Annotated in this window: 25 protein-coding genes and 1 riboswitch; of the genes, 9 read left to right on the top strand and 16 right to left on the bottom strand. The window is 63.1% G+C overall.

The features are described from left to right. Nucleotides 1-32: 32 nt before the first annotated feature. The 4 genes from EEB12_RS26840 to EEB12_RS26825 all read right to left on the bottom strand — a co-directional run bounded on the left by EEB12_RS26840 (nt 33) and on the right by EEB12_RS26825 (nt 2,581). Entirely contained in the window at nt 33-428 is a 396-nt protein-coding gene (locus tag EEB12_RS26840; protein WP_019748896.1) for a hypothetical protein, read from the bottom strand. Then, on the bottom strand, nt 425-1,693 hold the full coding sequence (locus EEB12_RS26835) for an ArsA family ATPase (RefSeq protein ID WP_141488826.1): 1,269 nt from the start codon (nt 1,691-1,693) through the stop codon (nt 425-427). Before EEB12_RS26835 ends, EEB12_RS26840 begins: the two co-directional genes overlap by 4 nt. Next, nucleotides 1,694-2,131 carry an SRPBCC family protein gene (locus EEB12_RS26830; protein WP_019748898.1) on the bottom strand — a complete coding sequence of 146 codons (438 nt, stop codon included), beginning with the start codon at nt 2,129-2,131 and terminating at the stop codon, nt 1,694-1,696. A gap of 63 nt (nt 2,132-2,194) precedes the next feature. Next, nucleotides 2,195-2,581 (bottom strand): hypothetical protein, encoded by a 387-nt coding sequence (locus EEB12_RS26825; RefSeq protein WP_019748899.1) that lies wholly within the window; start codon nt 2,579-2,581, stop codon nt 2,195-2,197. Nucleotides 2,582-2,740: 159 nt separating this feature from the next. On the opposite strand from EEB12_RS26825, the gene EEB12_RS26820 reads away from it, so the two are divergent. Beyond that, nucleotides 2,741-4,552 (top strand): AMP-dependent synthetase/ligase, encoded by a 1,812-nt coding sequence (locus tag EEB12_RS26820; RefSeq protein WP_019748900.1) that lies wholly within the window; start codon nt 2,741-2,743, stop codon nt 4,550-4,552. 82 nt (nt 4,553-4,634) lie between these two features. Here the strand turns inward: EEB12_RS26820 and EEB12_RS26815 are convergent, their stop codons facing one another. The 4 genes from EEB12_RS26815 to EEB12_RS26800 form a co-directional block, all read right to left on the bottom strand. Beyond that, complete coding sequence (locus tag EEB12_RS26815; protein ID WP_020908095.1) at nt 4,635-5,762, bottom strand: glycosyltransferase family 4 protein; 1,128 nt, start codon at nt 5,760-5,762, stop codon at nt 4,635-4,637. A 106-nt stretch (nt 5,763-5,868) separates the two neighbouring features. Beyond that, entirely contained in the window at nt 5,869-7,227 is a 1,359-nt protein-coding gene (locus EEB12_RS26810) for a hypothetical protein (RefSeq protein ID WP_258537384.1), read from the bottom strand. A 74-nt stretch (nt 7,228-7,301) separates the two neighbouring features. After that, a complete protein-coding gene (locus EEB12_RS26805) occupies nt 7,302-8,354 on the bottom strand; it encodes a C40 family peptidase (protein WP_060938901.1) in 1,053 nt (350 codons plus the stop codon). Nucleotides 8,355-8,678: 324 nt separating this feature from the next. Next, on the bottom strand, nt 8,679-9,236 hold the full coding sequence (locus EEB12_RS26800) for a C40 family peptidase (protein ID WP_019748904.1): 558 nt from the start codon (nt 9,234-9,236) through the stop codon (nt 8,679-8,681). 14 nt (nt 9,237-9,250) lie between these two features. Further along, a riboswitch (cyclic di-AMP (ydaO/yuaA leader) is annotated at nt 9,251-9,429 on the bottom strand. 521 nt (nt 9,430-9,950) lie between these two features. Between EEB12_RS26800 and EEB12_RS26795 the strand changes: the two genes are divergently transcribed. Together EEB12_RS26795 and EEB12_RS26790 are read left to right on the top strand one after the other, a co-directional pair. Then, a complete protein-coding gene (locus EEB12_RS26795) occupies nt 9,951-11,711 on the top strand; it encodes a DEDD exonuclease domain-containing protein (protein WP_181447579.1) in 1,761 nt (586 codons plus the stop codon). A gap of 78 nt (nt 11,712-11,789) precedes the next feature. Then, a complete protein-coding gene (locus tag EEB12_RS26790) occupies nt 11,790-12,065 on the top strand; it encodes an Lrp/AsnC family transcriptional regulator (RefSeq protein ID WP_003941677.1) in 276 nt (91 codons plus the stop codon). Nucleotides 12,066-12,073: 8 nt separating this feature from the next. On the opposite strand, the gene trpD is transcribed toward EEB12_RS26790, so the two are convergent. Further along, on the bottom strand, nt 12,074-13,165 hold the full coding sequence (gene trpD / locus EEB12_RS26785) for an anthranilate phosphoribosyltransferase (RefSeq protein WP_020908099.1): 1,092 nt from the start codon (nt 13,163-13,165) through the stop codon (nt 12,074-12,076). Nucleotides 13,166-13,292: 127 nt separating this feature from the next. After that, the gene (locus EEB12_RS26780) at nt 13,293-13,781 is read right to left on the bottom strand and encodes a hypothetical protein (protein ID WP_141488824.1); all 489 of its coding nucleotides are present in this window, start codon (nt 13,779-13,781) and stop codon (nt 13,293-13,295) included. A 127-nt stretch (nt 13,782-13,908) separates the two neighbouring features. Here EEB12_RS26780 and EEB12_RS26775 point away from each other — a divergent pair, with 127 nt between their 5' ends. From EEB12_RS26775 to EEB12_RS26760, 4 genes are all read left to right on the top strand, one after another. Further along, on the top strand, nt 13,909-14,520 hold the full coding sequence (locus EEB12_RS26775; protein ID WP_020908101.1) for a heme-copper oxidase subunit III: 612 nt from the start codon (nt 13,909-13,911) through the stop codon (nt 14,518-14,520). A 64-nt stretch (nt 14,521-14,584) separates the two neighbouring features. Next, nucleotides 14,585-15,436: a cytochrome c gene (locus EEB12_RS26770; protein ID WP_020908102.1), complete on the top strand. Its 852-nt coding sequence runs from the start codon at nt 14,585-14,587 to the stop codon at nt 15,434-15,436. Then, a complete protein-coding gene (locus EEB12_RS26765) occupies nt 15,433-16,575 on the top strand; it encodes a ubiquinol-cytochrome c reductase iron-sulfur subunit (RefSeq protein WP_020908103.1) in 1,143 nt (380 codons plus the stop codon). Before EEB12_RS26770 ends, EEB12_RS26765 begins: the two co-directional genes overlap by 4 nt. 59 nt (nt 16,576-16,634) lie before the next feature. Further along, nucleotides 16,635-18,239 carry a cytochrome b gene (locus EEB12_RS26760; protein ID WP_044480654.1) on the top strand — a complete coding sequence of 535 codons (1,605 nt, stop codon included), beginning with the start codon at nt 16,635-16,637 and terminating at the stop codon, nt 18,237-18,239. A gap of 149 nt (nt 18,240-18,388) precedes the next feature. Here the strand turns inward: EEB12_RS26760 and EEB12_RS26755 are convergent, their stop codons facing one another. Further along, entirely contained in the window at nt 18,389-18,685 is a 297-nt protein-coding gene (locus EEB12_RS26755; protein ID WP_141488823.1) for an antibiotic biosynthesis monooxygenase family protein, read from the bottom strand. Nucleotides 18,686-18,751: 66 nt separating this feature from the next. Here EEB12_RS26755 and EEB12_RS26750 point away from each other — a divergent pair, with 66 nt between their 5' ends. Further along, nucleotides 18,752-19,141, top strand: a complete 390-nt coding sequence (locus EEB12_RS26750; RefSeq protein ID WP_030537047.1) for a DUF3224 domain-containing protein — start codon at nt 18,752-18,754, stop codon at nt 19,139-19,141. 109 nt (nt 19,142-19,250) lie between these two features. On the opposite strand, the gene EEB12_RS26745 is transcribed toward EEB12_RS26750, so the two are convergent. Then, nucleotides 19,251-19,667: a cytochrome c oxidase subunit 4 gene (locus EEB12_RS26745; protein ID WP_003941723.1), complete on the bottom strand. Its 417-nt coding sequence runs from the start codon at nt 19,665-19,667 to the stop codon at nt 19,251-19,253. 39 nt (nt 19,668-19,706) lie between these two features. After that, nucleotides 19,707-20,771, bottom strand: a complete 1,065-nt coding sequence (locus EEB12_RS26740) for a cytochrome c oxidase subunit II (RefSeq protein WP_030537048.1) — start codon at nt 20,769-20,771, stop codon at nt 19,707-19,709. 319 nt (nt 20,772-21,090) lie between these two features. On the opposite strand from EEB12_RS26740, the gene asnB reads away from it, so the two are divergent. Continuing rightward, nucleotides 21,091-23,016, top strand: a complete 1,926-nt coding sequence (gene asnB / locus EEB12_RS26735) for an asparagine synthase (glutamine-hydrolyzing) (protein ID WP_003941790.1) — start codon at nt 21,091-21,093, stop codon at nt 23,014-23,016. Nucleotides 23,017-23,079: 63 nt separating this feature from the next. Here asnB and EEB12_RS26730 read toward each other — a convergent pair whose 3' ends face one another. The 3 genes from EEB12_RS26730 to EEB12_RS26720 all read right to left on the bottom strand — a co-directional run bounded on the left by EEB12_RS26730 (nt 23,080) and on the right by EEB12_RS26720 (nt 25,821). Further along, nucleotides 23,080-24,057, bottom strand: a complete 978-nt coding sequence (locus EEB12_RS26730; RefSeq protein ID WP_003941700.1) for a carbohydrate kinase family protein — start codon at nt 24,055-24,057, stop codon at nt 23,080-23,082. Nucleotides 24,058-24,253: 196 nt separating this feature from the next. Further along, entirely contained in the window at nt 24,254-24,604 is a 351-nt protein-coding gene (locus EEB12_RS26725) for a HesB/IscA family protein (protein ID WP_007730053.1), read from the bottom strand. Between the two features lie 149 nt (nt 24,605-24,753). Continuing rightward, nucleotides 24,754-25,821: a glycerate kinase gene (locus EEB12_RS26720; RefSeq protein ID WP_069146849.1), complete on the bottom strand. Its 1,068-nt coding sequence runs from the start codon at nt 25,819-25,821 to the stop codon at nt 24,754-24,756. Nucleotides 25,822-25,917: the final 96 nt, after the last annotated feature.

Raw genomic sequence — 25,917 nt, 5'->3', positions numbered from 1 at the left:
CTCGGGCCGTCAGCTCTACCCGGGGTACTAAGTCAGTCCTTGACCGTCACGTTGATCGGGACAAATGCCGCCGTTCGAGTTCGCTCGGCACCTGGCGTCGTCGCTCCGCTGTCCGGTCCGCGATCCGGGCCGGACGGCCCCCCGAGAAACTCGTCGAGAATCTCGCGAAGCAATGCGAGGAACGCGGCTGCGTGACCCGCGAGAAACGCCAGTAGTTCGTGGTGCTCACCGCGAACCAGTGCAGCGAGAGCGCACACCGGGCACCAACTGCAGCCAGTGAACACCGGCTGCGTGTCCGCTGACGCCGAGTCACCCGCAACGTCGGCCGTCGCTGCTGCAGCCTTTTGCAAGACCGGTTCCAGGCGCGTCAGAACGGTATCCGCCAGCGCACGAAATTCCGCGACGAGGCGCTCGTGCTCTTCGCTCATACTGGCCACACCGCGGGATCCGGGCTGAACCGGATGATCAGGTAACTGCCGTCCAACTCCGCCCCGTTCACGACACAACGACGCAGCACCGACGCCAAACGAACTCTGCGTCGTACGCCGTCTGCTCCCACCAGCACATCGTCCTCCACCCGGCCCAACGACAACGACGACGGATCCACAAGCGGAAGGTACATCCGCATCACGTACACCGAATCGACTCCGGCCCCCGACTCCAACGACACCACGATGTTGTCCGCGGTGTCGACAGCGTCGATTGTGTCGACGGTGTCCGAATCCGTGCCCGTTCCACCCTCGAACGTGGCCGCGATCTCGCCCAGAGCCGCCAACCCTACCGGTTCGGCGCAGGCGCGCTCGACCGTTGTGACGGACATTCCATCAGTCGATCCACGCAATTCGGCGACGACGAGTGCCTGTGACGCCCTGATCGAAGCAAGCCACTGCGCCGCCGGCGAATCGTCGACACCCTTCCCGGCCGACGAGTTGAACTGCGGGACAAGGTTGTTGACCATAATCCCGTCGACTCGCAATCCGGCCAGAGCCAGACCGGACAACGTCCGGCGAGTCGCCGCGGCCGACACGCCATCGGCCGACGTCACAACGCGCACGCTGGTGTTCTCCCGATCCGAGAGGTGAACGGCGATTCGATCCACCGACGCGAGCACGCGTTCGATGACGGACACGAGTAGCAACACTCGCATGTCCGAGCCCGTCACGGCGACCATCCGCCTGTGCCGCGGCCACAATCGCTCGAGATACTCCGACACCATCGACGGCGACCCGAGGATCCGCAGTGCTTCGGCTGCGGCCGGACAGTCCACGATCACGAGGTCGTAGTCACCGCTGCTCGAGATATCGACGATCTCGGAGAGTCCGAGTATGTCTTGGATCCCCAGGGATCCCGTCAACTCTTCCGGTTCCAACCCCTCGAACGACGAACCGTGTTCGTGATCTCCCGCTCCGAAATTTCCTGCAGCATCGATCAATCCCGACAGTCCTCGGAACTTTTCCTCGAGGAGCTCGGAAGTGTCGAGTTGCCGGACGTCGAGGCGCTCGGCGAGAGGTGTAGTCGTTCGCAGCGCCGGCACGCCCACGACATCCGCGAGAGAACCTGCCTGATCGATCGACACCAAAAGCACTCGTGCCCCGTCGGACGCAGCCGACACAGCCGTCGCCGAGGCAAGCGTCGTCGTGCCTGCTCCGCCTTTACCGACGAACAGTTGGACGCGAGATCGTTGCTCCGGCACTCAGCCCTCGACTCGCTTCTTCAGTTCTTTCAGAGCTGTGTCGGTAATGATCTTCTCGGCCTTGCGCTTGAAGAGACCGATCATCGGAATCGTCAGGTCGACCGTCAACTCGTAGGTGACAGAGGTGGTGCCGTTCGGGCCGGGCTCGAGTGTGTACGAACCGAATTGGGACTTCTGGATCTCACCCGAGATCAGCTCCCAGCTCACTGCCATCCCGTCAGGCGCCCACGAATACTGCAGTTCGTAGGTGTCCTTCACCATCCCCGCGTCGAGGACAAAACGCACTCGGTCCGCGCGGCCGCCCTGCCCCGGTGCCGTCACCTCGACGGACTTCGCCGCGGCCACCCATTCGGGGTACTGCGCGAAATCGGCGATGACGTCCATCACGGCGTCGGCAGGGGCGTCGATGCTGATCAACCCCTTGGTCTTCTCGGCCATACGACTGCGCTACCTTCCTTCGTCAAAAGTCCAGAACCTGCACAACGAGCACTACTTCGATTATCAGTCCGGTGCTACCCCGGCGGCACGTCCTGCTTCGAGTTCGCGCTTGAGCTGGAAGGACATGACCTTGCCGTCGACCCGACGCTTTCGGTTCATCCCGGCGAGGTCGAGGTTCGCCAGATCCGACGGTGATACGCCGACCGGTTCACAGTGCAGGAAGTAGTGCGCGATCGTCCCGTCCATGACCGGTTCGAGCCACACCTCCATGGTGCCGACCAGCTGACCGGACACTCCCCAACGGAATCCTGCGGGACCGCGATCTTCCCGGACTTCGAGCGCAAGATCACTGAACCAGCGACGCCACCGCGCGCGCGAGGACAACAGTTCGGCGACCCGCTCGGGCGGGGCGGCGATGAAAGTCTGGTCTGCGACCTGAATGCTGCTCACCGAAGTAGCTTCACATATCGCGTCGGCGAAGCGTCGAGGGGTGTCGCAACACTACATACCGGACAGACTGTAAGCCTGGCCACAACTGCGTCGGACATGCGACTACAGTAGGAGACGAAAACCCTACTCGTCAGTATTTCGCAGTGTCGGAGGTATTTCGTGCCTGAGTTCAGCGCACCCCAGACGTTCACCATTCCCGAGGATGCCTCCGCGGTCGACTCGGTCTTCGCCTTCGCGAAGACGAAGCCGGCGGCGGTTGTCTACAAGCGCAAAGTCGGAAATGCATGGGTCGATGTCACTGCAGGCGATTTCGCCGCCCAGGTGACTGCAGTCGCCAAGGGCCTCATCGCGATCGGCGTCAAGCAAGGCGACCGCGTCGGCCTCATGTCGGCGACGCGTTTCGAATGGCCGCTCGTCGACTACGCCATCTGGGCAGCCGGCGGCGTGACGGTTCCGATCTACGAAACCTCCGCAGCCGAGCAGGTTCGTTGGATTCTCGAGGACTCCGAAGCAATCGACCTCATCGTCGAGAACGACACTCACGCCGCGACCGTGAAGGACGTCGCCGCAGCCGCACCCGCGCTGCGCACGGTCTACCAGATCGATGCCGCGGCAGCCGGTAAGGGTGTCGTCGAGGAATTGACCGCACTGGGCGCCGACATCTCCGACGAGGACGTCCACGCCCGCGTCGCTGCACTGAAGGCCTCCGATCCTGCGACCCTGATCTACACCTCGGGCACCACTGGCCGACCCAAGGGCTGCCAGCTGACGCACTCCAACCTCATTGCGGAGTCGAAGGGCATCCTCGACTCCAACCTCGGGACGCTGCTCAAGACTCCCGGCGTTCGCACCCTGATGTTCTTGCCGCTCGCGCACGTTCTCGCTCGCGCAGTCAGCATCGCGTCGTTCGATGCCGGTGCAGCGCTTGGACACACGAGCGACATCCCGAACCTCGTTCCGACGTTCGGCGAGTTCAAGCCCGACTTCATCCTCTCGGTGCCGCGCGTATTCGAGAAGGTCTACAACAGCGCACGCGCCAAGGCGCACGGTGACGGCAAGGGCAAGATCTTCGACGCGGCCGCAGACACCGCGGTCGCGTGGAGCGAGGCTCAGGACAAGGGCGGCGCGGGCATCGTTCTCAAGGCCAAGCACGCACTCTTCGACAAGCTCGTGTACTCGAAGCTGCGCGCTGCACTCGGTGGACAGTGCCAGCTGGCCATTTCCGGTGGTGCACCCCTGGGCGCTCGACTCGGCCACTTCTTCCGCGGTATCGGCGTCACGATCTACGAGGGCTACGGACTGACCGAGACCACCGCAGCGTTCGCCGTCAACACCATCGGCGCACAGAAGGTCGGCTCTGTCGGAAAGCCGTTGGCCGGCAACTCCGTTCGCATTGCCGAAGACGGCGAAATCCTCCTCTCGGGACCGGTGGTCTTCACCGGCTACTGGCGCAACGAGAAGGCGACCGCCGAGTCGATCGAGAACGGCTGGTTCCACACCGGAGACCTGGGCACCGTCGACAAGGACGGCTACATCACGATCACCGGTCGCAAGAAGGAAATCATCGTCACGGCAGGCGGCAAGAACGTCTCCCCCGCTCAGCTCGAAGATTCCCTTCGCGCACACCCCCTGATCAGCCAGGCCATCGTGGTCGGCGACCAGAAGCCTTTCATCGGCGCTCTCATCACCATCGACGCCGAGGCACTTCCCGCCTGGAACGAGCGCAACAACAAGGCCGCGGGAACCACAGCTGCCGACCTGGTTTCGGACGGCGAGCTGGTCGGTGAAATCCAGGACGCCATCGACGAGGCCAACAAGCTCGTCTCACACGCCGAGGCGATCAAGAAGTTCCGCATTCTTCCGGTCGACTTCTCCGAGGACACAGGCGAACTCACGCCCACGATGAAGCTCAAGCGCAACGTCGTGCACGAGAGCTTTGCCGCCGACATCGAAAAGATCTACGCCAAGTAGGTTTTCGGCAAGCAGCTTCTCGCAGCAACGAACGGCCCGCACCGAATTCGGTGCGGGCCGTTTGCGTTCGAGTCCCGGTGGCTCAGCCGAGCAGATTACGCAGCTTCGAAGCGAGCGTGTCCCACTTCCAGTCTTCGGCAACCCACTCCCGGCCGGCTGCTCCCATCGCGGCCGCTCGATCACGATCGGACAGCACCTCGATCACGGATTCGGCGACGTCCCGAACAGAGGTGCCGTCGACTACGAGCCCGGTCTTGTTCTGCTGCACGGTTTCCGGAGCGCCACCACTGCGGCCGGCGATGACCGGAACGCCGGTCGCCGAGGCCTCGAGGTAGACGATTCCCAGTCCTTCGACATCCAATCCCGCGCCTCGCGTGCGACACGGCATGGCAAACACGTCGGCAATCGTGTGGTGAGCCGCCAACTCTGCGGCGGGCACTGTGCCGGTGAAGACGACGTGATCGTCCATCCCGGTCTTACGTGTCAATTGACGGAGGTGGTCCTCGTACGGTCCACCGCCGACTATCACCAGTACCGCCCCGTCGACGCTCTTGCGAATGGTCGGCAGCGCCTTGATGAGCATGTCCTGCCCCTTGCGTGGCACGAGCCGCGACAGGCACAGGATCGTGGGCCGCTCCCCCAGCCCGTATCGCTTGCGCAGTTCTGCGCGGGCGACCGAGTCCGGGTGGAACACCGACGTGTCCACTCCGGACGGAAGGTGCTCGAGCGCCGCTTGCGGGCCGAAAGCCGCCGAGAACCGTCCACGGGTGTATTTGCTGACAAACGTCACCGCATCCGTGTGATCGCCGATCACACGCAACGACTGCCGCGCACCGGGAATCATCGACCACCCGACCTCGTGGCCGTGAGTACTCGCGATCACTCGGCTCGCTCCGGCGCGTCGAACAACCGGCGCCAACAGCGCCAAGGGCGCTGCCGCACCGAACCACACCGACTCACAGTCGTGCTTCTTGACCAGCTTCGCGGCCCGACGAGCGACAAAGGGCGACGGCAGCATCAGTGTCGTCGGGTGCCGAACGACCTCGAAAGGCTGTGCCGCATCGAACTTCTTGTGCGAGTCGCCCCGCCACCGCGGTGCGTACACCACCAACTTGTCCGCCGGCAGGTGCCCGGCAAACGTGTGGAGATAAGACTGGATACCTCCGGGGCGAGGAGGAAAATCGTTGGTCACCAAGAGGGTCCGGCGCATCCGTCCACCGTAGGGCACGCTGTGCTTGGAGTCGTGACAAGGGCACGCAGTGCTTCGAGACTTGCGAAGCTCACCTCGCCGAGTCGAACGTCCAGCCGCAAACCGCTCAGCCCAGATGGCTGTTGGTCCAGTCGACCCAGCCGACTCGCAGTTCCTCGGTTCCGACGCCGAGGACCGCTCGGATCCGCGAGTCGAGGTCTTCGGCCGTCATCTTTCCGGAGGCGAGGGCGCGAAAGAGGTCGGTCAGCTTCGCCTCGCCGAATCGATCAGCGATATACGCGTTGATAGACCACGCCGATTCGTACGCCAGTGAACTCACGACCGGGACACCGCCGAACTGTGTGTCGTCCGGAAACTCTGTCGGAGTATCGCCGGAGCGGACCGCTGCTGCCAGAGTCGGCGCGATCTCACCCCAGGCCCGCGAGGATCCACGATTTCCCGCGTATTCGGCGAACCCTTCCAACACCCACATCGGCGACCCGTCACGGGTTTTCGATCGGGCGGCTATGTGCATGAGCTCGTGGCGCAGCACCGTTCGCCTGGTGATGTCGGTCAGCCTCGAAGCCGCGGCAGGCGAGAAGACCGCCCGCTGGCCGCTCACGTCGGAAGACCCGTCCGCCGTTGCATCCGCGACCGACACTGCGGCAATCGAAGCGCCGTCGTGATGGGAGCCGACCAGTGCGGTGAACTCCTCCGCGGACCCCGCCACCATGAGCACCGCGCGCTCGGACCACCACGGCCCCCACAACTGCGTCGTGTTCTCGATGGCTGAGTCCACATCGGCCGCCAAAGCGTCGACGAACGCCTGCTGACCCGGGTGACCGATCACGAGTGCATTGCCCGCGGCATTTTCGGCGACGGCCAGCGGCCCGAAGTCCCAAGGGCCGTTCCAGGATTCGCCCGCCGTTCGGGCTCCGTCCAGTCCGACGATCGACCCGTCCGCAAGAACCGACCACTGATCTCCGCGTTTCGCGAGCGTCATGGACACTGCCTTGCGAGTGGGCAATGCGTCAACGCCGTCGAGGGCGTAGCGCAACAGAACCTGTGCATTCCAGACCTCGACGTCTCCGTCCGGTGCACCGGTTCGCGGCGCCGGTGTCAGGCCGCCGCTGGGAATCTCGTATCCCCAGTCGGAGAAATCGAGCGCTCCCGCAGCGGTGGCTCGCCGAACTTCCGCTTCGAGCACACCGGGTGCCGCAGCACTGTCGACGAACTTCGCCAGCCCCGACGGATCGTCGGACATCTGCGCCGCAGCCCATGCATCGAGAAATGCTTGTACCTGCGCGGTGCGTTCGGCGTCCTGCTCACTGGCCGCATTTTCGTCGGAATCGGACCTGTTCGTCAGGAAGATCGTCAACCCTAGAACGAGCACCACGGCAACGCCGAGCGCCACGAGGGCTGGATACTCCCAACGGCGTGGTCGATCTGCGCCGACGTCGGGCGTCGTCATCGGTTCAGTCGGCACGGTGCCGAGTGTAGGAGAACTCGACTCGACGCTTCACGGCGGCTGGCCACACGCCGCTCGGGCGCAGCAAGCCGTCAGTAACGACGCGCAGTGGAGAACTCCATGCCTGCCATCGACTGAACCTTCACCGGTACGCCGAACGTCGACGCATGCAGAATGTTTCCGTCGCCGGCGTAGATACCGACATGCGAGTTGTCGCTGTAGAAAGTCACGACGTCACCGGGCTGTAGTTGGTCCCTCGACACCGGTACGCCGCCCTGCGCCTGCGCCTGGCTCGAACGCGGCAGAGTCTTCCCGATTTGCTTGTAGGCCCATACGACCAGACCTGAGCAGTCGAACTCGTTCGGGCCGGTCGCGCCCCAGACATACGGGTCACCGATCCGCGTGAGGCCTGCCTGCAGAGCAGCAGCACCCGAACCAGGCGTCAAGTTAGCTAGAATTTTGCTGAGATCGACGTCCGGCGGGAATGGCGTACCGCTCAGTTGGTTACGCTCGGCGTCGGTGAGGCTCTGGAAAGCTTTGGTCACGTCGGCGATCTGCGTCTGCAATTCACTCTGCTTGCGCTGCAAATCGTCACTGAGTGCGCGGGCTTGATCGGCGGCGGTCCGCGCTTCTTCGGCCGAACGCTTCGATGCTTCCGAGGCGGCACGCGCTTCGGCAGTGGCTTGGTTGAACTGTGAGACCTGCACTGCCGCGTCGTTGGAAATCACGTCCAGCGCGGACATCTGATCGAGCAACTGCTGCGGCGAGTCGCTCACCATCAACGCAAAGAGGCGATTGGTCCGCGCACCCTGGTAATTCGCTGTGGCAATACGGTTTACCGCCGGAGCGAACTCGGCGACACGTGCCGAAGCCGCGTCGAGAAGACCCTGATCGGCTGCCGAACGCGCGTCCGCATCATTCGCGACCGCCAGCTTCGCGTCGAGGTCGATCTGTGCGTTGTGCAGCGCTTCGTTGGTCTGCTCGGATACCCGGGAGAGTTCACCGAGCTTGTCGAGCGCCTCGGTGGGGTTGGTGATGACGGGGTCGGCACCGGCCTGCATCGAAGGCCCTGCGACGAGTCCGAACGCCAGCACTCCCACTGTCAATGCGGCGCGTACTCGACTGTTGTTTTTCGATGAAACCACGGAATGCAACTCTCCGTCTCGGTGAAGCGACGTCGACCGGGACCGGTCGACGATCTGTTAGCTGGCTGTCAACTATCCACAGTACCTGTCTCGGCCGCGCAATGTCTCGATAAGGTTACGGAACGGCATACGTTTGTGTCTACTCGCCGGTAGGCGTGTCGGGGTGAAGTACCGGGCGAATTGTCGCGAAACGAAAATGTGGGCCTCGAATCAAAGATTCGAGGCCCACATTCGAAGATCCGGAGCTCCCCCGAGCTCCGCCGCCTTGCAGCGGCGGATCGTTCCGACCGTCTACCGGAGACAGCCGTCGAGCGTGTTCAGAAATCAGTAACGGCGAGCACCGTCGTACGGCATCGAGGACACCGGTGCGAGCTTCACGGGCTGACCAGCGGTCGACGCGTGGATGACATTGCCGTTGCCGGCGTAGATGCCCGAGTGCGATCCGCCGTAGAAGGAGATCACGTCGCCGACCTGAAGATCGGACTGTGAAACGGCAACGCCGGCTGCGGCCTGGTCGTAGCTCGTGCGAGGCAGGTTCAGACCAGCCTGCTTGTATGCCCACTGGACCAGACCGGAGCAGTCGAATGCGTCCGGGCCCGATGCGCCGTACACGTACGGGGAGCCCAGCTTGCTCTCTGCGGCGCGAACTGCCTGCTCACCAACACTGGAGATGGGAGCGGCCGGAGCGGCCGGTGCGATGTCGGTGATGCCCGGGATGACCGGCAACTGAGGAATAGAAACGCCCGGAACCTCGAAGGTGCCGACGCCGGGGATGGTGATGGGGTCTGCCGAGGCAGGTGCAGCGGTTGCAGCAAATGCTCCGACTGCGAGCGCGCCGGCTACTGCCAACTGCGCTGAACGCTTGAAACTCTGTGACGCCACTTAAGGGGTGCTCCATTTCTTCCATTCATCCGCCGACCGAGTTAGCTGACGGGTTCGGGCTGGGAAGATCAGCCCTACCCGCGTGGTCCGCAGCGATCATGCGTGCTGCACCCCAGGCGGGATTCACCCCAGTGGAAACTTGGGTTCCCGGTTCGGGTTCCTCGCGGAGATCCCGATTAGGCGGTTCCTGACGATGCCGGTCCTGTTTGGTCCGGCAAGACTTCGTTAGGTCTCAGGAAGGTTACGAAATGATCGCGACGATGTCGACCGCTTCGTGACAATCGCGCCCGATTCGCCGGAAATCATGCTGCCGCGCCCGCGATACGCCGGACGGGTCACGAAGAGATAACAACAGGTCTGTTCGGCGAGGCTCACCTGGCCCGCAAACCTGCGCTTGCTACCCACTGGCAAGGGTCACCAAACCCGACAATCCGATCTTCCATGCAGTTCAACGCCGATTACTTGAAACTAGAACCCGTTTCGATCAATCAGGCGGTTTCGGCGACTGATCGCCGTAGCAACACCCTCACGAATCGCCCTACCGGTAAGTAGGTAGGAGACCGCATTCGCGAGTTCCCACCGCAAGTGTGATCCTCGTCTCTCATACTTTTGTCGGGGGTCAATCCGTTGCTTTCCCAATGGAAGTCGCAGTGAGCCGGATTCCGCGTATGCACTCTCGAATTCGTGTCGGGGGGTCCTTCTACTGTCTGCGGTGTGAGTCCCGCCTCGGCCCGAGAATTTCCGTCTCCGTCCCCGTTCTCCGACGGGGAGAAGTTCGACGTCGGGCGGCAACTGAGCTTCGACGAGCTGGACACACCGCTGAGCGAAACGACGTTCGTCGTCGTCGACCTCGAGACCACAGGTGGAAGCGCCGACCAGGACTCCATCACCGAGATCGGCGCCGTCAAGATCCGCGGTGGCGAAGTGCTCGGTGAAATGGCAACACTCGTCGACCCCGGCCGATCGATTCCGCCGTACATCGTCGAACTGACCGGAATCACCACCGCCATGCTGATCGGCGCACCTCCCATCGAACGTGTCCTACCCGCTTTTCTCGAATTCGCCGAGGGTGCGGTGCTGGTGGCACACAACGCGCCCTTCGACATCGGCTTCCTCAAAGCAGCGGCGTCACGCAGCGCACGCCCGTGGCCGGCGTTCCGTGTGCTGTGCACTGTGAAGCTCGCCAGGCGCGTGCTCACCCGCGACGAGGCGCCTTCGGTCAAACTCTCAGCACTCGCCCATCTCTTCCAGGTGACCACCCAACCGACGCACCGCGCGCTCGACGACGCGCGTGCGACCGTCGACGTCCTACACGGGTTGATCGACAGAGTCGGGAACCAAGGCGTCCACAGTTACAGCGAACTCGTCGACTACCTGCCCAACATTTCCTCACATCAGCGGGCCAAACGGTCCTTCGCCGCAAACCTGCCGCGAAGCCCGGGTGTCTACCTTTTCCGAGGCCCTTCGGACGAAGCCCTCTATATAGGAACTGCTAACGACCTTCGACGCCGCGTCCGCAACTACTTCACCGGTTCGGAGACCCGCGGCCGGATGAAGGAAATGGTCGCGCTCGCCACCCGTGTGGACCACGTCGAGTGCGCCCATGCGCTCGAGGCAGGGGTGCGTGAACTACGCCTACTGAGCGCGCATGCACCCCCGTACAACCGTCGCTCCAAATTCCCCAAAAGAGGATGGTGGATCACTCTCACCGACGAGGCGTTTCCCAGACTGTCCGTGGTTCGCACGCCTACGGCCGATTCGATCGGCCCGTTCACCTCTCGCGGCGACGCAGTAGAAGTCGCCGACACCGTCGCAGAGTTCAGCCGCCTACGCACGTGCACCAAACGTCTCGGGCGCGGCGCCGTTCACGGCCCTGACTGCCCCGCTCGCGAACTGGGGGCGTGTCCCGCCTCCTGGGCACCGGAACTCACTGCGCAGGACTACGCGGCCGCCCCTGAGACTGTGCGTGGATTCTTCCGGGGAACCAACGACGCTCCCCTCCAACAAATGCAGGCGCGAATAGACGAGCTGTCCGAACACGCGTTGTTCGAGAATGCTGCTCGTCTGCGTGACCGAACGGTCGCAGTCTCTACCGCAGTGCGGCGCACTCAGCGACTTGCAGCAGTCGCGGCGATCGAACAACTGATTCTCGCCCGTCCCACCGGGGACGGGGGCTGGGAGCTGTCGGTGATCCGTTCCGGACGTCTCGCGTCCGCCGGGCTCGCCAGACGTGGAACTCACCCGATGCCCGTCGTCGACGCCATCACCGCGGCCGCCGAAACCGTCCTACCGGACGACGCACCGTTTCGCGGCGCGTCACCCGAAGAACTGGGCCTGATCGCACGGTGGCTCGCATCGGACGGTGTCCGAATCGTGTCGGCGACATCCGGCTACGTCGAACCTGCGGGCGGCGCCGGCAAGTGGGAAGCCTGGTGCCGACTCGCGCGGGCCGGAACCGAATCCGAACATCGATGACGTAACGACGGGGCGGCACCCCTAAGCTCGATCGAAACCACCGGGTCATCACAACCCACCGGGAAATCGAGGAGAGAAATGATCAACGCCATCGTCATGATTCACGCCGAGTCCGCTCGGATCCCGGAAACCGCGCAGGCCGTCGCCGACCTGTCCGGAGTGACGGAGGTCTACTCGTGCGCAGGTGACGTCGACTTGATCGCCATCGTGAAGGTACGTGACCACGCCCAGATCGCCGACGTGGTCACCGGAGGAATCAACAAGGTGCCCGGCGTTCTGCGAACCGCCACACACATCGCCTTCCAGTCATTCTCCAGCGCAGACGTCGAGGCCGGTTTCTCGCTGGGCGAGTAGCTCGTCGATCAGGCTTGGTCGGCCAGTTCGGCGGTGAGTGCCGCCCACTTGTGAAGCAGTTCAGCGCCGGCGCCGCTGTCGATCGCGGCAGCGGCTGCAGTCATCCCGGCGGAGATCGCACCCTCGAGATCGTCACCGACACCGTTGAACGCCGCGATGGCCGCTCCCGCGTTCAGCAAGACCGCGTCCCGGACCGGCCCCTTCTGTCCGGAAAGCAGCGTTCGGGCGACGGTGGCGTTGAATTCGGCGTCTCCTCCGCGCAACTCTTCGAGAGGAACGCGGTCGATTCCGAGGTCGCGCGGATCCAGCGTGACAGTTCGCACACTTCCACCGCCGACGATGTGAACCGTCGAAGTCGTCGATGTGGTCAGTTCGTCGAGTCCGTCGTCTCCACGCACCACCAACGCCGAATTACCGCGCTGCGCAAGGACTCCCGCGACGACCGAGATCAGCTTCGGAAATGCGCACCCGATCAGCCCGGCACGCGGACGAGCCGGATTGGTCAGTGGACCGAGCACGTTGAATGCCGTCGGGATGCCGATTTCCTTGCGAGGCACCGCCGCAAAGCGCAGTGCGGGATGGAAGACCGGCGCGAAACAAAAGCCGATGCCGACCTCTTCGACGCACCTCGCAACCTGCTCCGGGCCGAGGTTGATGCGAACGCCGAGCGCCTCGAGCACATCGGCGCCACCACTCTTGGACGAAGCAGCGCGGTTGCCGTGCTTGACAACTCGCACACCGGACGCGGCAACCACGATCGAGGCCATTGTCGAGATGTTCACCGTGTTGGAGCGGTCACCACCCGTGCCGACGATGTCGACGACGTCGGAATCGACGGGCACGCGCCGGGAGTGTTCGAGCATCGCGCCGGCGAGCCCTTCCAACTCCGCGGGGGTTTCGCCCTTCATCTTCAGCCCGACGCCGAAAGCGGCGATCTGAGCGGAAGTGGCATTGTCCGACATGATCTCGCCCATCGCCCACCGACTGTCGGCTTCCGACAAGTCACTGCCGTCCGTGAGCAGACCGAGAATCATCGGCCACGACCGCACCACTGCACTCGAATCGACGTTCACGGCGTTGGATGCGTCGGTGCCGGCCATAGTGCCTTGGTCCCCTTGTCGTTCATGTGGGCTGGATTTCGAGCTGTCGTTTCGTGCTGCCATTTTGTGCTGCCGATGACCCTCGCAGCCTAGTCAGTGAGGTAGCAAGGAAACCGAATAGGGCCGCTCAGGTCTTTCGGCGACCGCGTTTGGGCGTCGCCTCCGCAAGAATCGGGGGCTGGAGCGCGTCCCACCCGGCGACGGAACCACCGAGTCGCTGCGCCAGACCGGCCATTCGTGATCGCTCCTGGGAGCAATGCAGGGCATCGAGGATTTGGACACGCTCGAAGATGACGCGAACCGAATTCTCGACCGCCTGAGTCACCTCCTCGGGCCGACTCGCGCCTCGCACATATCCGTCCTGAGCGACGATGTTCTCGGCATCGGCAACCGAGTCCTCCGGCAGGTCGAGATGGTGCCGCAGAACCACTTCGGACTCCGCCCGAAACTCCGGCTCTGTGGAGCCGGCACGTTCGAGTGCGGTCGAACTCGCCTCGGCGTCGTCGAAGCCCTCGGCAACGACGACCAGATCCGACCGCCCCGCGTCGAGCGGCGTCGGAATCTTCGTGCCGAAAATTCTCAGGAACCACGGTCTACTCTTGTGTGTAGCTGCCATCGCGCCAGCATATTCCGACCACGCCACCAGCGCGTTCGCCGCCCGATCCCGCGAACTCGAGCCGAGCGACGCGCCGATGGTGGACCCGAGTGGTCGTCTCTTACGACGAAGCGTCATACTTCTGTCTGTGACGAGCGCAGTAGGGACTTCAGGATCGGCAATCACCCAACGCGTGCACTCGCTGAACCGGCCGAATATGGTCAGCGTTGGCACCATCGTGTGGTTGTCAAGTGAGCTCATGTTCTTCGCAGGGCTCTTTGCCATGTACTTCGTGGCACGAGCTCAGGCGAACGGAAATTGGCCGCCGGAGCCAACCGAATTGAACCTGTATCTGGCCGTGCCGGTGACCTTGGTGCTTATCGCATCTTCGTTCACCTGCCAGATGGGTGTCTTCGCGGCTGAGCGTGGCGACGTCTTCGGACTTCGTCGCTGGTACACGATCACCTTGATCATGGGGGCGTTCTTCGTCTCCGGCCAGGGTTACGAGTACTACCACCTTGTGCACGAGGGCACCACGATTTCGAGCAGCGTGTACGGCTCGGTGTTCTACATGACCACCGGCTTCCACGGCCTGCACGTCATCGGCGGTCTCATCGCCTTCGTCTTCTTGATCGCACGTACCCGGGTCAGCAAGTTCACGCCCGCCCAGGCCACCGCCGCGATCGTTGTTTCGTACTACTGGCACTTTGTCGACATCGTGTGGATCGCGCTGTTTGCCACGATTTATTTCATCCGTTAATCAGCTGTACGCCCCAGGCAGCCCCTGACGTCCAGTTCCGTCCCGACATACCAAAGGGATACAGATGAGTTCATCCCCCCCTCCCGCATCCGATAACTCAGCGAATGCCGCGAAGTCGCGTCGCCAGCGGAAAATCCGCCGGCGCGTTACCGGCGCGCTCGTATTGATGATGGGATTGATCAGCGCAGGTTTCCTCGCTTCGGCGTTGACACCAGCTCCGCAGGTTGCGACCGCCAGCGACGATTCAGCAGCCCTGATTCGTGAAGGCAAGCAGCTCTACGACACGTCATGCATCACGTGCCACGGCGCGAACTTGCAGGGCGTGCAGGACCGCGGTCCCAGCCTCATCGGCGTCGGCGAAGCAGCCGTGTACTTCCAGGTCTCCTCTGGTCGTATGCCCGCAGCTCGCAACGAGGCCCAGGCTGCACGCAAGGACCCCAAGTTCGATGCTGCGCAGACCGACGCCCTCGGCGCTTTCATCCAGGCCAACGGCGGCGGCCCGACGCTCATCCGCGACGAGAACGGCGAAATCGCCCAGTCCTCGCTGCGCGGTGGCGACATCGGACGCGGCAGTGAGCTCTTCCGGCTCAACTGCGCGTCGTGCCACAACTTCACCGGCCGCGGTGGCGCACTGTCCTCGGGCAAGTACGCCCCGGTCCTGGATCCGGCCAGCGAGCAGCAGATCTACGCTGCCATGGTTACCGGCCCCCAGAACATGCCGAAGTTCTCGGATCGTCAGCTGACGATCGAGGAGAAGAAGGACATCATCGCCTACGTCAAGTCGTCGGGCGAGTCGAAGGACCCCGGTGGGTACGGGCTCGGTGGCCTCGGTCCGGCCTCTGAGGGTCTCGCCATGTGGGCCGTCGGAATCATCGCTGTCGTCGGTGCAGCATTGTGGATCGGAGCAAGGTCATGAGCGACGCTGGCCAGCATGGCGGCGATACGCCTAAGAAGTACACAGATGAAGAGCTCGACGCGATGTCACGCGACGACCTGGTCAAGCTGGGTACCAATCTCGATGGCGTCGATGTCGTCTACCGCCGTGATCGTTGGTCGGTAAAGGGCACCAGGGCGGAAAAGCGCGCCGAGCGCAACGTCGCCTTCTGGTTCGGCCTCGCCGGCGTTTCGGCGATCGCATTCATCGCGATCTACCTGTTCTGGCCCTGGGAGTATGCAGGTGCCGGTGACGAGAACTACGGCAAGTACAGCCTGTACACCCCGCTGATCGGCTTGACCATGGGTCTGGCGATCCTCGGCGTCGGCATCGGTGCCGTTCAGTTCACCAAGAAGTTCATCCCCGAAGAGGTCTCGATCCAGGACCGCCACGACGGTGGATCCACCGAGGTCGATCGTCGCACGATCGTCGCCGAGCTCGGCGACACCCTCGATACGTCCACCCTCCCCCGCCGCAAGGCCATCAAGCGCAGCTTGATGTTCGGCGGTGGCGCTCTCGGCGTCATGATGGTCATGCCTCTCGGTGGACTCATCAAGAACCCGTGGGCCAAGGGCGACGACTCACCCCTGTGGGTGTCCGGCTGGACCCCGAACTACCCGGGCGAGACCATCTACCTGCGTCGTGACACCGGCCGTCCCGAGGACATCGTCCTCGTTCGCCCGGAAGATCTCGATGCCGGTTCGATGGAAACGGTCTTCCCGTTCCGCGAGTCCGACCGTGGCGACGAGCACGCTCTGCTCGCAGCACTGCGCGGCATTCGTAACTCGGTGATGCTCATCCGCCTCCGCACGGAAGACACCGCGCGTGTCACCAAGCGCAAGGGCCAGGAGAGCTTCAACTACGGCGATTACTTCGCGTACTCGAAGATCTGCACCCACCTGGGTTGCCCCACCTCGCTCTACGAACAGCAGAGCAACCGTATTCTGTGCCCCTGCCACCAGTCGCAGTTCGACGCACTGACCTACGGCAAGCCGATCTTCGGTCCCGCTGCTCGCGCACTTCCGCAGTTGCCTATTACAGTGAACGAAGAGGGCTTCCTGGTCGCCGACGGTGACTTCATCGAAGCACTCGGCCCGGCATTTTGGGAGCGTCGACCGTGACCACAACAACAACCAAACCGTCCAAGATCAGCGCGGCAGCGGCTGGACAAGCGGAGGCTATGGACTCCCGCTACCACCTAGCCGCAGGCATGCGCCGGCAGATCAACAAGGTCTTCCCGACGCACTGGTCCTTCATGCTCGGCGAGATCGCGCTCTACAGCTTCGTGATCCTGCTGATCTCCGGTGTGTTCCTGACACTGTTCTTCGATCCGTCGATGGCACACGTCGTCTACCAGGGCGCGTACCAGCCGCTTCGTGGTGTCACGATGTCTCGCGCCTACGAGACGACCCTGAACATCTCCTTCGAGGTGCGCGGCGGTCTCTTCGTTCGCCAGATTCACCACTGGGCTGCACTGATGTTCGCGGCGTCGATCATCGTTCACCTCGCTCGCATCTTCTTCACCGGCGCATTCCGTCGTCCGCGTGAAGCGAACTGGGTCATCGGCTGCCTGCTGCTCATCCTGGCGATGTTCGAAGGCTTCTTCGGCTACACCATCCCCGACGACCTGCTCTCGGGCACCGGCCTTCGCGCCGCCTTCGGTGGTATCACGATGAGTATCCCGATCGTCGGTACCTGGATGCACTGGCTGATCTTCGACGGCGACTTCCCCGGCGACCTCATCATCCCGCGTCTCTACGTCGCTCACGTGCTGCTGTTCCCGGGCATCATCCTGGCTCTGATCGCCGGCCACCTCGCGTTGGTCTGGTACCAGAAGCACACGCAGTTCCCCGGCCCCGGCCGTACGGAACAGAACGTCGTCGGCGTCCGCATCCTCCCGGTCTTCGCAATGAAGGGTGGCGCGTTCTTCGCCATGACCTTCGGCGTGCTCGCACTGCTCGGTGGTCTGTTCCAGATCAACCCCGTCTGGAACATCGGTCCGTACAACCCGTCACAGGTCTCGGCAGGTTCCCAGCCCGATATCTACATGATGTGGACGGACGGCCTTGCTCGACTGTGGCCGGCGTGGGAGATCTACCTGTTCGGCCGCTACACGATCCCCGCTGTGTTCGCCGTCGCCCTGATCATGGGCCTCGTCTTCGCACTGTTGATCGCGTACCCGTGGATCGAGAAGCGTCTCACCGGAGACGACGCTCACCACAACATCCTGCAGCGCCCGCGCGACGTGCCGGTCCGTACCGCTATCGGTGCGATGTCCATCGCGTTCTACCTGGTGCTCACGATCTCCTGCATCAACGACATCATCGCGTACCACCTGCACATCTCGCTGAACGCAATGACGTGGATCGGCCGTATCGGCATGGTCATCCTTCCGCCCATCGCGTACTTCGTGACGTACCGGTTCTGCATCGGCCTGCAGCGCAGTGACCGTGCAGTCCTCGAACACGGCATCGAGACCGGCATCATCAAGCGGATGCCGAACGGCCAGTACATCGAGATCCACCAGCCGCTCGGCCCCGTCGACGAGCACGGACACCCGATCCCGCTCGAGTACCAGGGTGCTGCTGTCCCGAAGAAGATGAACAAGCTCGGCCTCGCCGGCAAGCCCGGTAGCGGTAGCCTGATCACCGCTGACCCAGTCGAGGAGAGCGAGGCTCTCGAAGCCGCTCATCACGAAGCTGAGCACGAGCAGCTTCAGATCCTTCTGGACTACCAGAACCGAACCAACGGCAAGTCCGATGGTTCCAGTGGAGAACTCCACTAAGAACGTCAGTTGACCAGTGAGGCCCCGAACCGGATTCCGGTTCGGGGCCTCACTCGTTCTCTGAGCGATTCAGTATGTACAACCTCCAAGTGGGCACCACTCCCCCGGTTCGTCGTCTGAGCGCCGACAACAGGAGGCACTACGCTTTGCTAGACCTCGAGCACAGTCGAATAGTGCTCCACCGTCGGGAACGGCTCGTAGAAGTGATGGAGAAGTTCTCGCCACTTCTCGTATCCCGTGGACTGACGGAACCCGATGGTGTGTGACTCCACGTCTTCCCACTCGACTAGCAGGAGATATCGCTCCGGTGATTCCAGGCAGCGCGAGAGCCGCAGCCTGATGAATCCGGGAACCTCGGAGATGATGGTTCGGGCCACGTCGAATGCAGCCTCGAAACGCGCTGACTGCGACGGATCGACCTGCAGGACGGCATGTTCGAGAATCATCTACGAAGTGTTGCACGTTCTCGGGAGTCCCCTCGAGGCGTTGTCGCCTGGTGAGATACTCGGACCATGACATCCCATGCACGCGGCACCTTCGAGATCGATCTTCGCCCCGCCGATCCTGAGCTCTCCGGACGCGTCGGACGATTCGAGTTCGACAAGACGTTCATCGGCGGCGTCGAAGGAACATCGTCCGGACTGATGCTGTCCGCGGGCGATCCGACAGCCGGTGCAGCGGGCTATGTCGCTTTGGAGTTTGTCACGGGGCAGGTCGACGAAGCTGTGGGATCGTTCGCCCTGCAGCAGTTCGGTCAGATGATCGACGGAACGCAGAAGCTTCTGTACGAGATCGTGCCGGGGTCCGGAACCGGCGAGTTGAAGGGCATCGCAGGCACTCTCGAGCTGGAGGTCGTCGACGGTCTGCACCGCTACGACCTCGAATACTCGCTCCACGATTGACAGAGAGCGGTTGTTGACAGGCACCCTCCTACCACCGAAACTCACATAAACGACAACAGAGGCGCCGTACCCGGGTGGGTGCGGCGCCTCTGTTCGAGTGCGGGTGAAACTAGTGCTTCTCGGGTCCGGTGTAGTACTCGAACACCAGGCCTGCGGCTGCGGCGAGCACACAGACAACTGCGACTGCGATGAGCCACGGCTGGAAGTACGCCAGCGACACTGCCGCGAGTGCAGCAGCAGCGGCAAGCAGGATCGGCCAGAAGCTACCCGGGCTGAAGAAGCCCAGTTCTCCTGCACCATCCGAGATTTCAGCGTCGTCGTAGTCCTCGGGACGGGTGTCCAGACGACGGGCGACGAAGCGGAAGTAGGTACCCACGATGAGCGTCAGACCTGCAGACAGGACGATGGCCGTCAGTCCGGCCCACTCGATACCTGTGCGTGACAGAGCGGTGAACACTCCGTAGATGATCGCGACGAGAATGAAGAACATCGTCAGGATCTCGAAGAGCTTGGCTTCGATCTTCATATCAGCACTTGTCCTTGTTCAGTGAAGAGGCTGGCCGGCTCAGTTGCCTGCAGTGGCGACGGTTGCCTGACGGTACTCGCGGTCGGTGTTGAACGGCGTGGTCGACGTAGCCACCGGCGACTGACCGATTGCCTGCAGAGCCTCGGCGGTCGTCAGACCACCCTTGCCCTCCGCGTCACCCTTGCGCAGTTCGATGTACTTGGCGAAGTCCTCGGGCGAAACCGCACGAACCTCGAAGTTCATCATCGCGTGGAACGTGCCACACATTTCTGCACAACGCCCGACGAACGCGCCTTCCTTCTCGATCTCACTGATCTGGAAGATGTTGTCCGAGTGGTTCTCCTTGGGGTTCGGGAGAACGTCGCGCTTGAACAGGAACTCAGGCACCCAGAAAGCGTGGATGACGTCCGAGGAAGCAAGTTCGAACTGGATCCGCTTGCCGGTGGGCAGAACGAGGATCGGGATCTCCTGGCTGGAGCCGACGGTCTCGATCTTGTCGTAGTGCAGGTAGCTCAGGTCCTCGGTGCTGTTGCCGTGGATCGGGCCGGGAACTTCTTCCCCGTGTTCGTTCACGGTCGAGCCCTCGGTCTTTGCAGCCTCTTCGGCCTCGACGTCGATGCCGTTGTACTTGGCGGAGCCGTCACCGAACTCGATGGAGCGGTAGCCGAACTTCCAGTTCCACTGGAAGGCCGTGACGTCTACGACGACGTCGGGATTGTCCGTCTTGTCCAGAACATGGTTCTGAACGATGACGGTGAAGTAGAAGAGAACCGCGATGATGACGAATGGAACTGCCGTGTAACCGAGTTCGAGCGGCACGTTGTATGCCGTCTGACGCGGGAATTCCGGCGAGTCCTTCTTCTTGCGGTGGAAGATGACGGCCCAGAAGACCAGCCCCCACACCAGCACACCCATGACGAGGGCGGCTACAACCGACCACGTCCACAGCTCACGCATGCGCGTCGCCTCCGGGGTGATGCCCGAAGGCCACCCGAAACGAAGCACTTCGTTGTCGATGGAGCAACCCGACAGCAGCAAGGCAGCAATGCCCAGAGATACTGCCAGCCCCGCTCGCCGAAGGATCCGACCTTGCGCCACGTTCACGCCTTCCTGATCGCCACAAAATTCAACTAGGGCATGCCCGGAGGGAAGGCCCAATTACTACGCAGCGTAGACCAAAGCCGGGCGCTATCCATCCTCGGGTCCTCGCCCGTGTCGCGGCGGACGTCACACAGCTCTCTCAGGTGCTGCTCAGGAACGGCTCAGGTCGTTTCGGCGACGCACATCACGTCGATTCGTTCCGCCGCGATCGGCAGGGACGTCGATCTGCGGCATACTTTCGTCAAGAGTTCGTTGACCTCTCCCCGACACTCGTGTCCGGGAGCCTTCTGTACAAAAATTCTGAATCGAGGAACCGGACGCTGTGTGTGGACTGCTCGGGCTACTGACATCTGGCGGAACCAGCGAGGACGCCGTCTCGCGGGTCGACCAGGCGATGCATTGCCTTCGTCACCGCGGGCCGGACGAACACGGGACGTGGAACGACGACCACCTCGTCTTCGGGTTCAACCGCCTGGCGATCATCGACATCGCTCATTCCCACCAGCCGCTGCGTTGGGGCCCGCCGGAGAACCCGGAGCGTTATGCGCTCACGTTCAACGGCGAGATCTACAACTACTTGGAGATCCGCGCCGAACTGGTCAAGGACCACGACGCCAAGTTCTTCACCGAGGGCGACTCCGAGGCCATCGTCGCTGCATTCCACTACTGGGGTGAGGACGCGGTCCGGCGCCTGCGCGGAATGTTCGCGTTCGCGATCTGGGACACCGACACACGCGAGCTGTTCATCGCGCGCGATCCGTTCGGGATCAAGCCGCTGTTCATCGCGACCGGCGCCGGCGGCACCGCGTTCGGCAGCGAGAAGAAGAGCCTGCTCGAACTCACCGATCTGATCGGCATCGGTACCGAACTGGATCCGCGCGCAATCGAGCACTACACCGTTCTGCAGTACGTACCGGAGCCGGAAACACTGCACAAGCAGATCCGACGCCTGGAATCGGGCAGCTTCGCTCGGGTCCGTCCGGGCGAGGAGCCCACGTTCACGCGGTACTTCACGCCGAAGTTCCCGGCCAAGCCTTTTGCGCCGGGCACGGAGAAGGCGCGCTACCAGGAAATCGCCGAGGCACTCGAGGATTCGGTTGCCAAGCACATGCGCGCCGACGTCACCGTCGGTTCGTTCCTGTCCGGCGGTATCGACTCCACTGCCATCGCGGCGCTGGCGATGCGTCACAACCCCAACCTGATCACCTTCACGACAGGTTTCGAACGTGAGGGCTATTCCGAGGTCGACGTTGCTGCAGAATCCGCCGCAGCGATCGGCGCGAAGCACGTCGTCAAGGTGGTCTCCCCCGCCGAGTTCGCCGCTGCCATTCCCGAGATCGTCTGGTACCTCGACGACCCGGTGGCCGATCCGGCATTGATTCCGCTGTGGTTCATCGCGAAGGAAGCTCGCAAGCACGTCAAGGTGGTGCTGTCCGGCGAGGGCGCCGACGAGCTGTTCGGCGGCTACACGATCTACCGTGAACCGTTGTCGCTCAAACCTTTCGAGTACCTCCCAAAGGGACTGCGTCGGGCCGCGGGCAAGTTGTCCGAACGCATCCCGGACGGCACTCGCGGCAAGAGCCTGCTCAATCGCGGTTCGTTGACCCTCGAGGAGCGCTACTACGGAAATGCTCGTAGCTTCAACGACGCTCAGCTCCGCGCCGTCCTGCGCGATTTCCGTCCGGAGTGGACGCACCAGGACGTCACCGCGCCGATCTACGCGCAGTCACGGGACTGGGATCCGGTTGCGCGGATGCAGCATCTCGACCTGTTCACCTGGCTGCGCGGCGACATCCTCGTCAAGGCAGACAAGATGACGATGGCCAACTCGCTGGAGCTGCGTGTGCCGTTCCTCGATCCAGAGGTCTTCGACGTCGCCTCACGCGTACCGCTCGATCAGAAGATCACGAAGGACACAACCAAGTACGCACTGCGCCAGGCCCTGGAAGGCATTGTGCCGCACCATGTTCTGCACCGTGCGAAGCTCGGATTCCCGGTTCCCCTGCGCCATTGGCTGCGCGGCACCGAACTCTTCGACTGGGCACATCTGCAGATCGAAGAGTCGGGAACCGACCATATCTTCGACAAGCAGGCCGTCGTGAAGATGCTCAACGATCACCGCGAGGGCGTGTCCGACCACAGCCGACGCCTGTGGACCGTGCTGACGTTCATGGTCTGGCACGGGATCTTCGTGGAGAAGCGCATCGTGCCGCAGATCCAGGAACCGGTGTACCCGGTCAACATCTAGGCCTTCGGCCCCGTGAGTGGTCAGGGAGTCTCCGGACTCCTCAACCACTCACGGGGCGGAGCCCTACTTCGGCAGGATCGTCGCGATCTCGTCCGCAGCCGCACTGCCGTATGCGTCGGTAAGGCGCTTGAGGGCCTCGTCGCGATTGAACACCCACTCCTGCGTTCCCACGGTCTCGAGGATCAGCACAGCGACCAAAGATCCCAGCTGTGCGGCGCGCTCGAAGCTCAGGCCAGCGCCGTGTGCGAGCAGGAACCCGGCGCGGAAACCGTCGCCAACGCCCGTCGGATCCACCTTGCCGGTCTCGGGCACTACGTCGACGCGCACCCAATTACCTTCGGCGTCAACAATTTCCACACCCTTGGAGCCGAGGGTGGTGACACGAATGCCGACCTGCGCGCGGATCTCTTCCTCGCTCAGACCAGTCTTCTGCTGAAGCAGACCCCACTCGTACTCGTTGGTGAACAAGTACTTCGCACCGTGGATGAGCGCCTTGGCCTCGTCACCGGACAGGCGAGCAAGCTGCTGCGACGGATCCGCTGCGAACGGGATTCCGAGCAGACGGCATTCGTCGGTATGGCGAACCATGGCCTCGGGGTCGTTGGCGCCGATCAGCACCAGCTCGACTGCGCCCGCAGTCTTGGCCACTGCCGCGAGTTCGATCTCGCGGGCCTCGCTCATCGCACCGGGGTAGAACGACGCGATCTGCGCCATGTCCTCGTCGGTGGTGCACACGAAACGCGCCGTATGTGCCTTGTCCGAGATACGGACCGCACTGCAGTCGACGCCGTTGTCCTCGAGCCACGTGCGGTACTCGGCGAAGTCGGCACCGACTGCGCCGACGAGTAGCGGGGACCCACCGAGCACGCCCATGGCGTAAGCGATGTTGCCGCCGACACCACCGCGGCGAATCACGAGATCGTCCACCAGGAAACTCAGCGAAACGTGGGCGAGCTGATCGGCGAGGAGCTGATCGGCGAAGCGGCCGGGGAAGCGCATCAAGTGGTCGGTGGCGATGGAACCGGTTACCGCAATAGTCACGGATCGTGGCCTTTCAGCGAAGTGAGTACAAGAATGAAAGAGGAGCAAAAGTTCACGTTACCGCCCGTAGCGCCGTCATCGGCGCCCGAGCCGTCAGATCGGAACGGTCTGCAGGCGAGTCACCACAAACAACTGACGCGAAACCGAATGTCGGTTCCGCGTCAGTTGTTTGTGAATTGAGTTGTGATCGACAGACTCAGTTGAACGAGTCACCGCAGGCGCAGGAGCCTGTTGCATTGGGGTTGTCGATCGAGAAGCCCTGCTGCTCGATGGTGTCGAGGAAGTCGATGGACGCACCTTCGACGTACGGCGCGCTCATCCGGTCGACAACCAGGTTGACGCCGTTGAAGTCGACGGTGAGGTCACCGTCGAGCGTGCGGTCGTCGAAGAACAGCTGGTACTTCAGTCCGGCACAGCCGCCGGGCTGCACTGCGATACGCAGCGCGAGGTCGTCGCGACCCTCCTGATCGAAGAGTGCCTTCGCCTTGGCGGATGCGGCCTCGGTCATCTTGACGCCGTGGGTGGCGGTCTCGTTCTGCACAGTCATGGGCTCTCCCTAATGTTCGTACCAACCCGTGAACGCTTCAACGGTACGCCGCTGCCGACTTATTCCCGCCAGTCCTTACCGGGTGCGATTCGTCTTCATCCTATCCGGTCTTCCCGACACGGCAACGGCGCGTCGACGCTTGTGGATCCTCAGCTCCGGGCGCCGCGCCAGATGTTCCACTCCCGTGCCGTGTGTTCGGCGAGTCCCTCGAGACACGCCGACGCTTCCTCCATCGCACGTTCCACCGACCCGGCGAACTCCGTCACCGATTTCGTCGCGACTATCGAGGTCGACGCAAAGTCCGCCGCGTCGAGCGTGACCTGACCGGCAAAGACGAGCGTCGGAACTCCGTGCGCCGCCCCGGCCGAAGCAAGCGTCGTGACGAGTTTGCCGCGCAGAGATTGGTGGTCGAACTTGCCTTCACCCGTGATCACCAGGTCAGCGGAAGCCAATAGCGCCGCCTGGCCGGTGCGATCGGCAACGACGTCCGCCCCCGATCGCCGCTGTGCACCGAGGGCGAACAGCGCAGCACCGATACCACCCGCGGCGCCGGCACCCGGAAAATCCGACACTCGTTTTCCGGTGGCGGACTCCAACTGTTCGGCCCATCTCACGTTTCTCGCTTCGAGGACAGAGACGGCATCGGCGTCGGCGCCCTTTTGCGGGCCGAACACCGCTGCCGCACCGTGCTCGCCGAGAAGTACGTGTTCGACGTCGGTGGCCGCGACCAACGCAATGCCCGCCGTAGCCGCCGTTGCGGCCTCCAGACCGCCCAGCGCCTCCACCAGCCCACGTCCCCCGTCGGTGCAGCAACTCCCGCCGAGTCCGACGACAATCGTCTTCACGCCTGCCTCGAGCGCGACTGCGATCAGTTCTCCGACACCGCGACTGTGCGCGGCGAGTGCGCTGTCCCGTGTCGGCGGACCTCCGAGCAGACCGAGCCCGACAGCCTCGGCGGACTCGATGTACGCCGTGTCCGAATCCAACAGCCACGCGGCGTCGACGCCCACGGTCAGTGGCCCAGGCACCCGTGCGGTCCGGATGTCGCCCCCAGCCGTGGCCAAGACGTCGACGAAACCCGGACCACCGTCGGATTGTGGCGCGGTGACGACGTCGTCTTCGGGTCGGCCACGTCGCCAACCGGCAGAAATGGACTCAGCCGCCTCGACGGCCGTCAACGTCTCACCAAACGAATCTGGAGCAACTATTACCCGCATAGCGGAAGTCTAAGAGTCCCGAATGACCCCGATGTTTCACGATCTCGCGCGTTTCAGTGCCTCGGGCGATCGGGTTTTTCAGAAAGACCGAGGTCG

The sequence above is a fragment of the Rhodococcus sp. WS1 genome (assembly GCF_003797745.1).
Lineage (GTDB): Bacteria > Actinomycetota > Actinomycetes > Mycobacteriales > Mycobacteriaceae > Rhodococcus_F > Rhodococcus_F erythropolis.
This window is presented reverse-complemented; position numbering and strand designations above follow the sequence as displayed.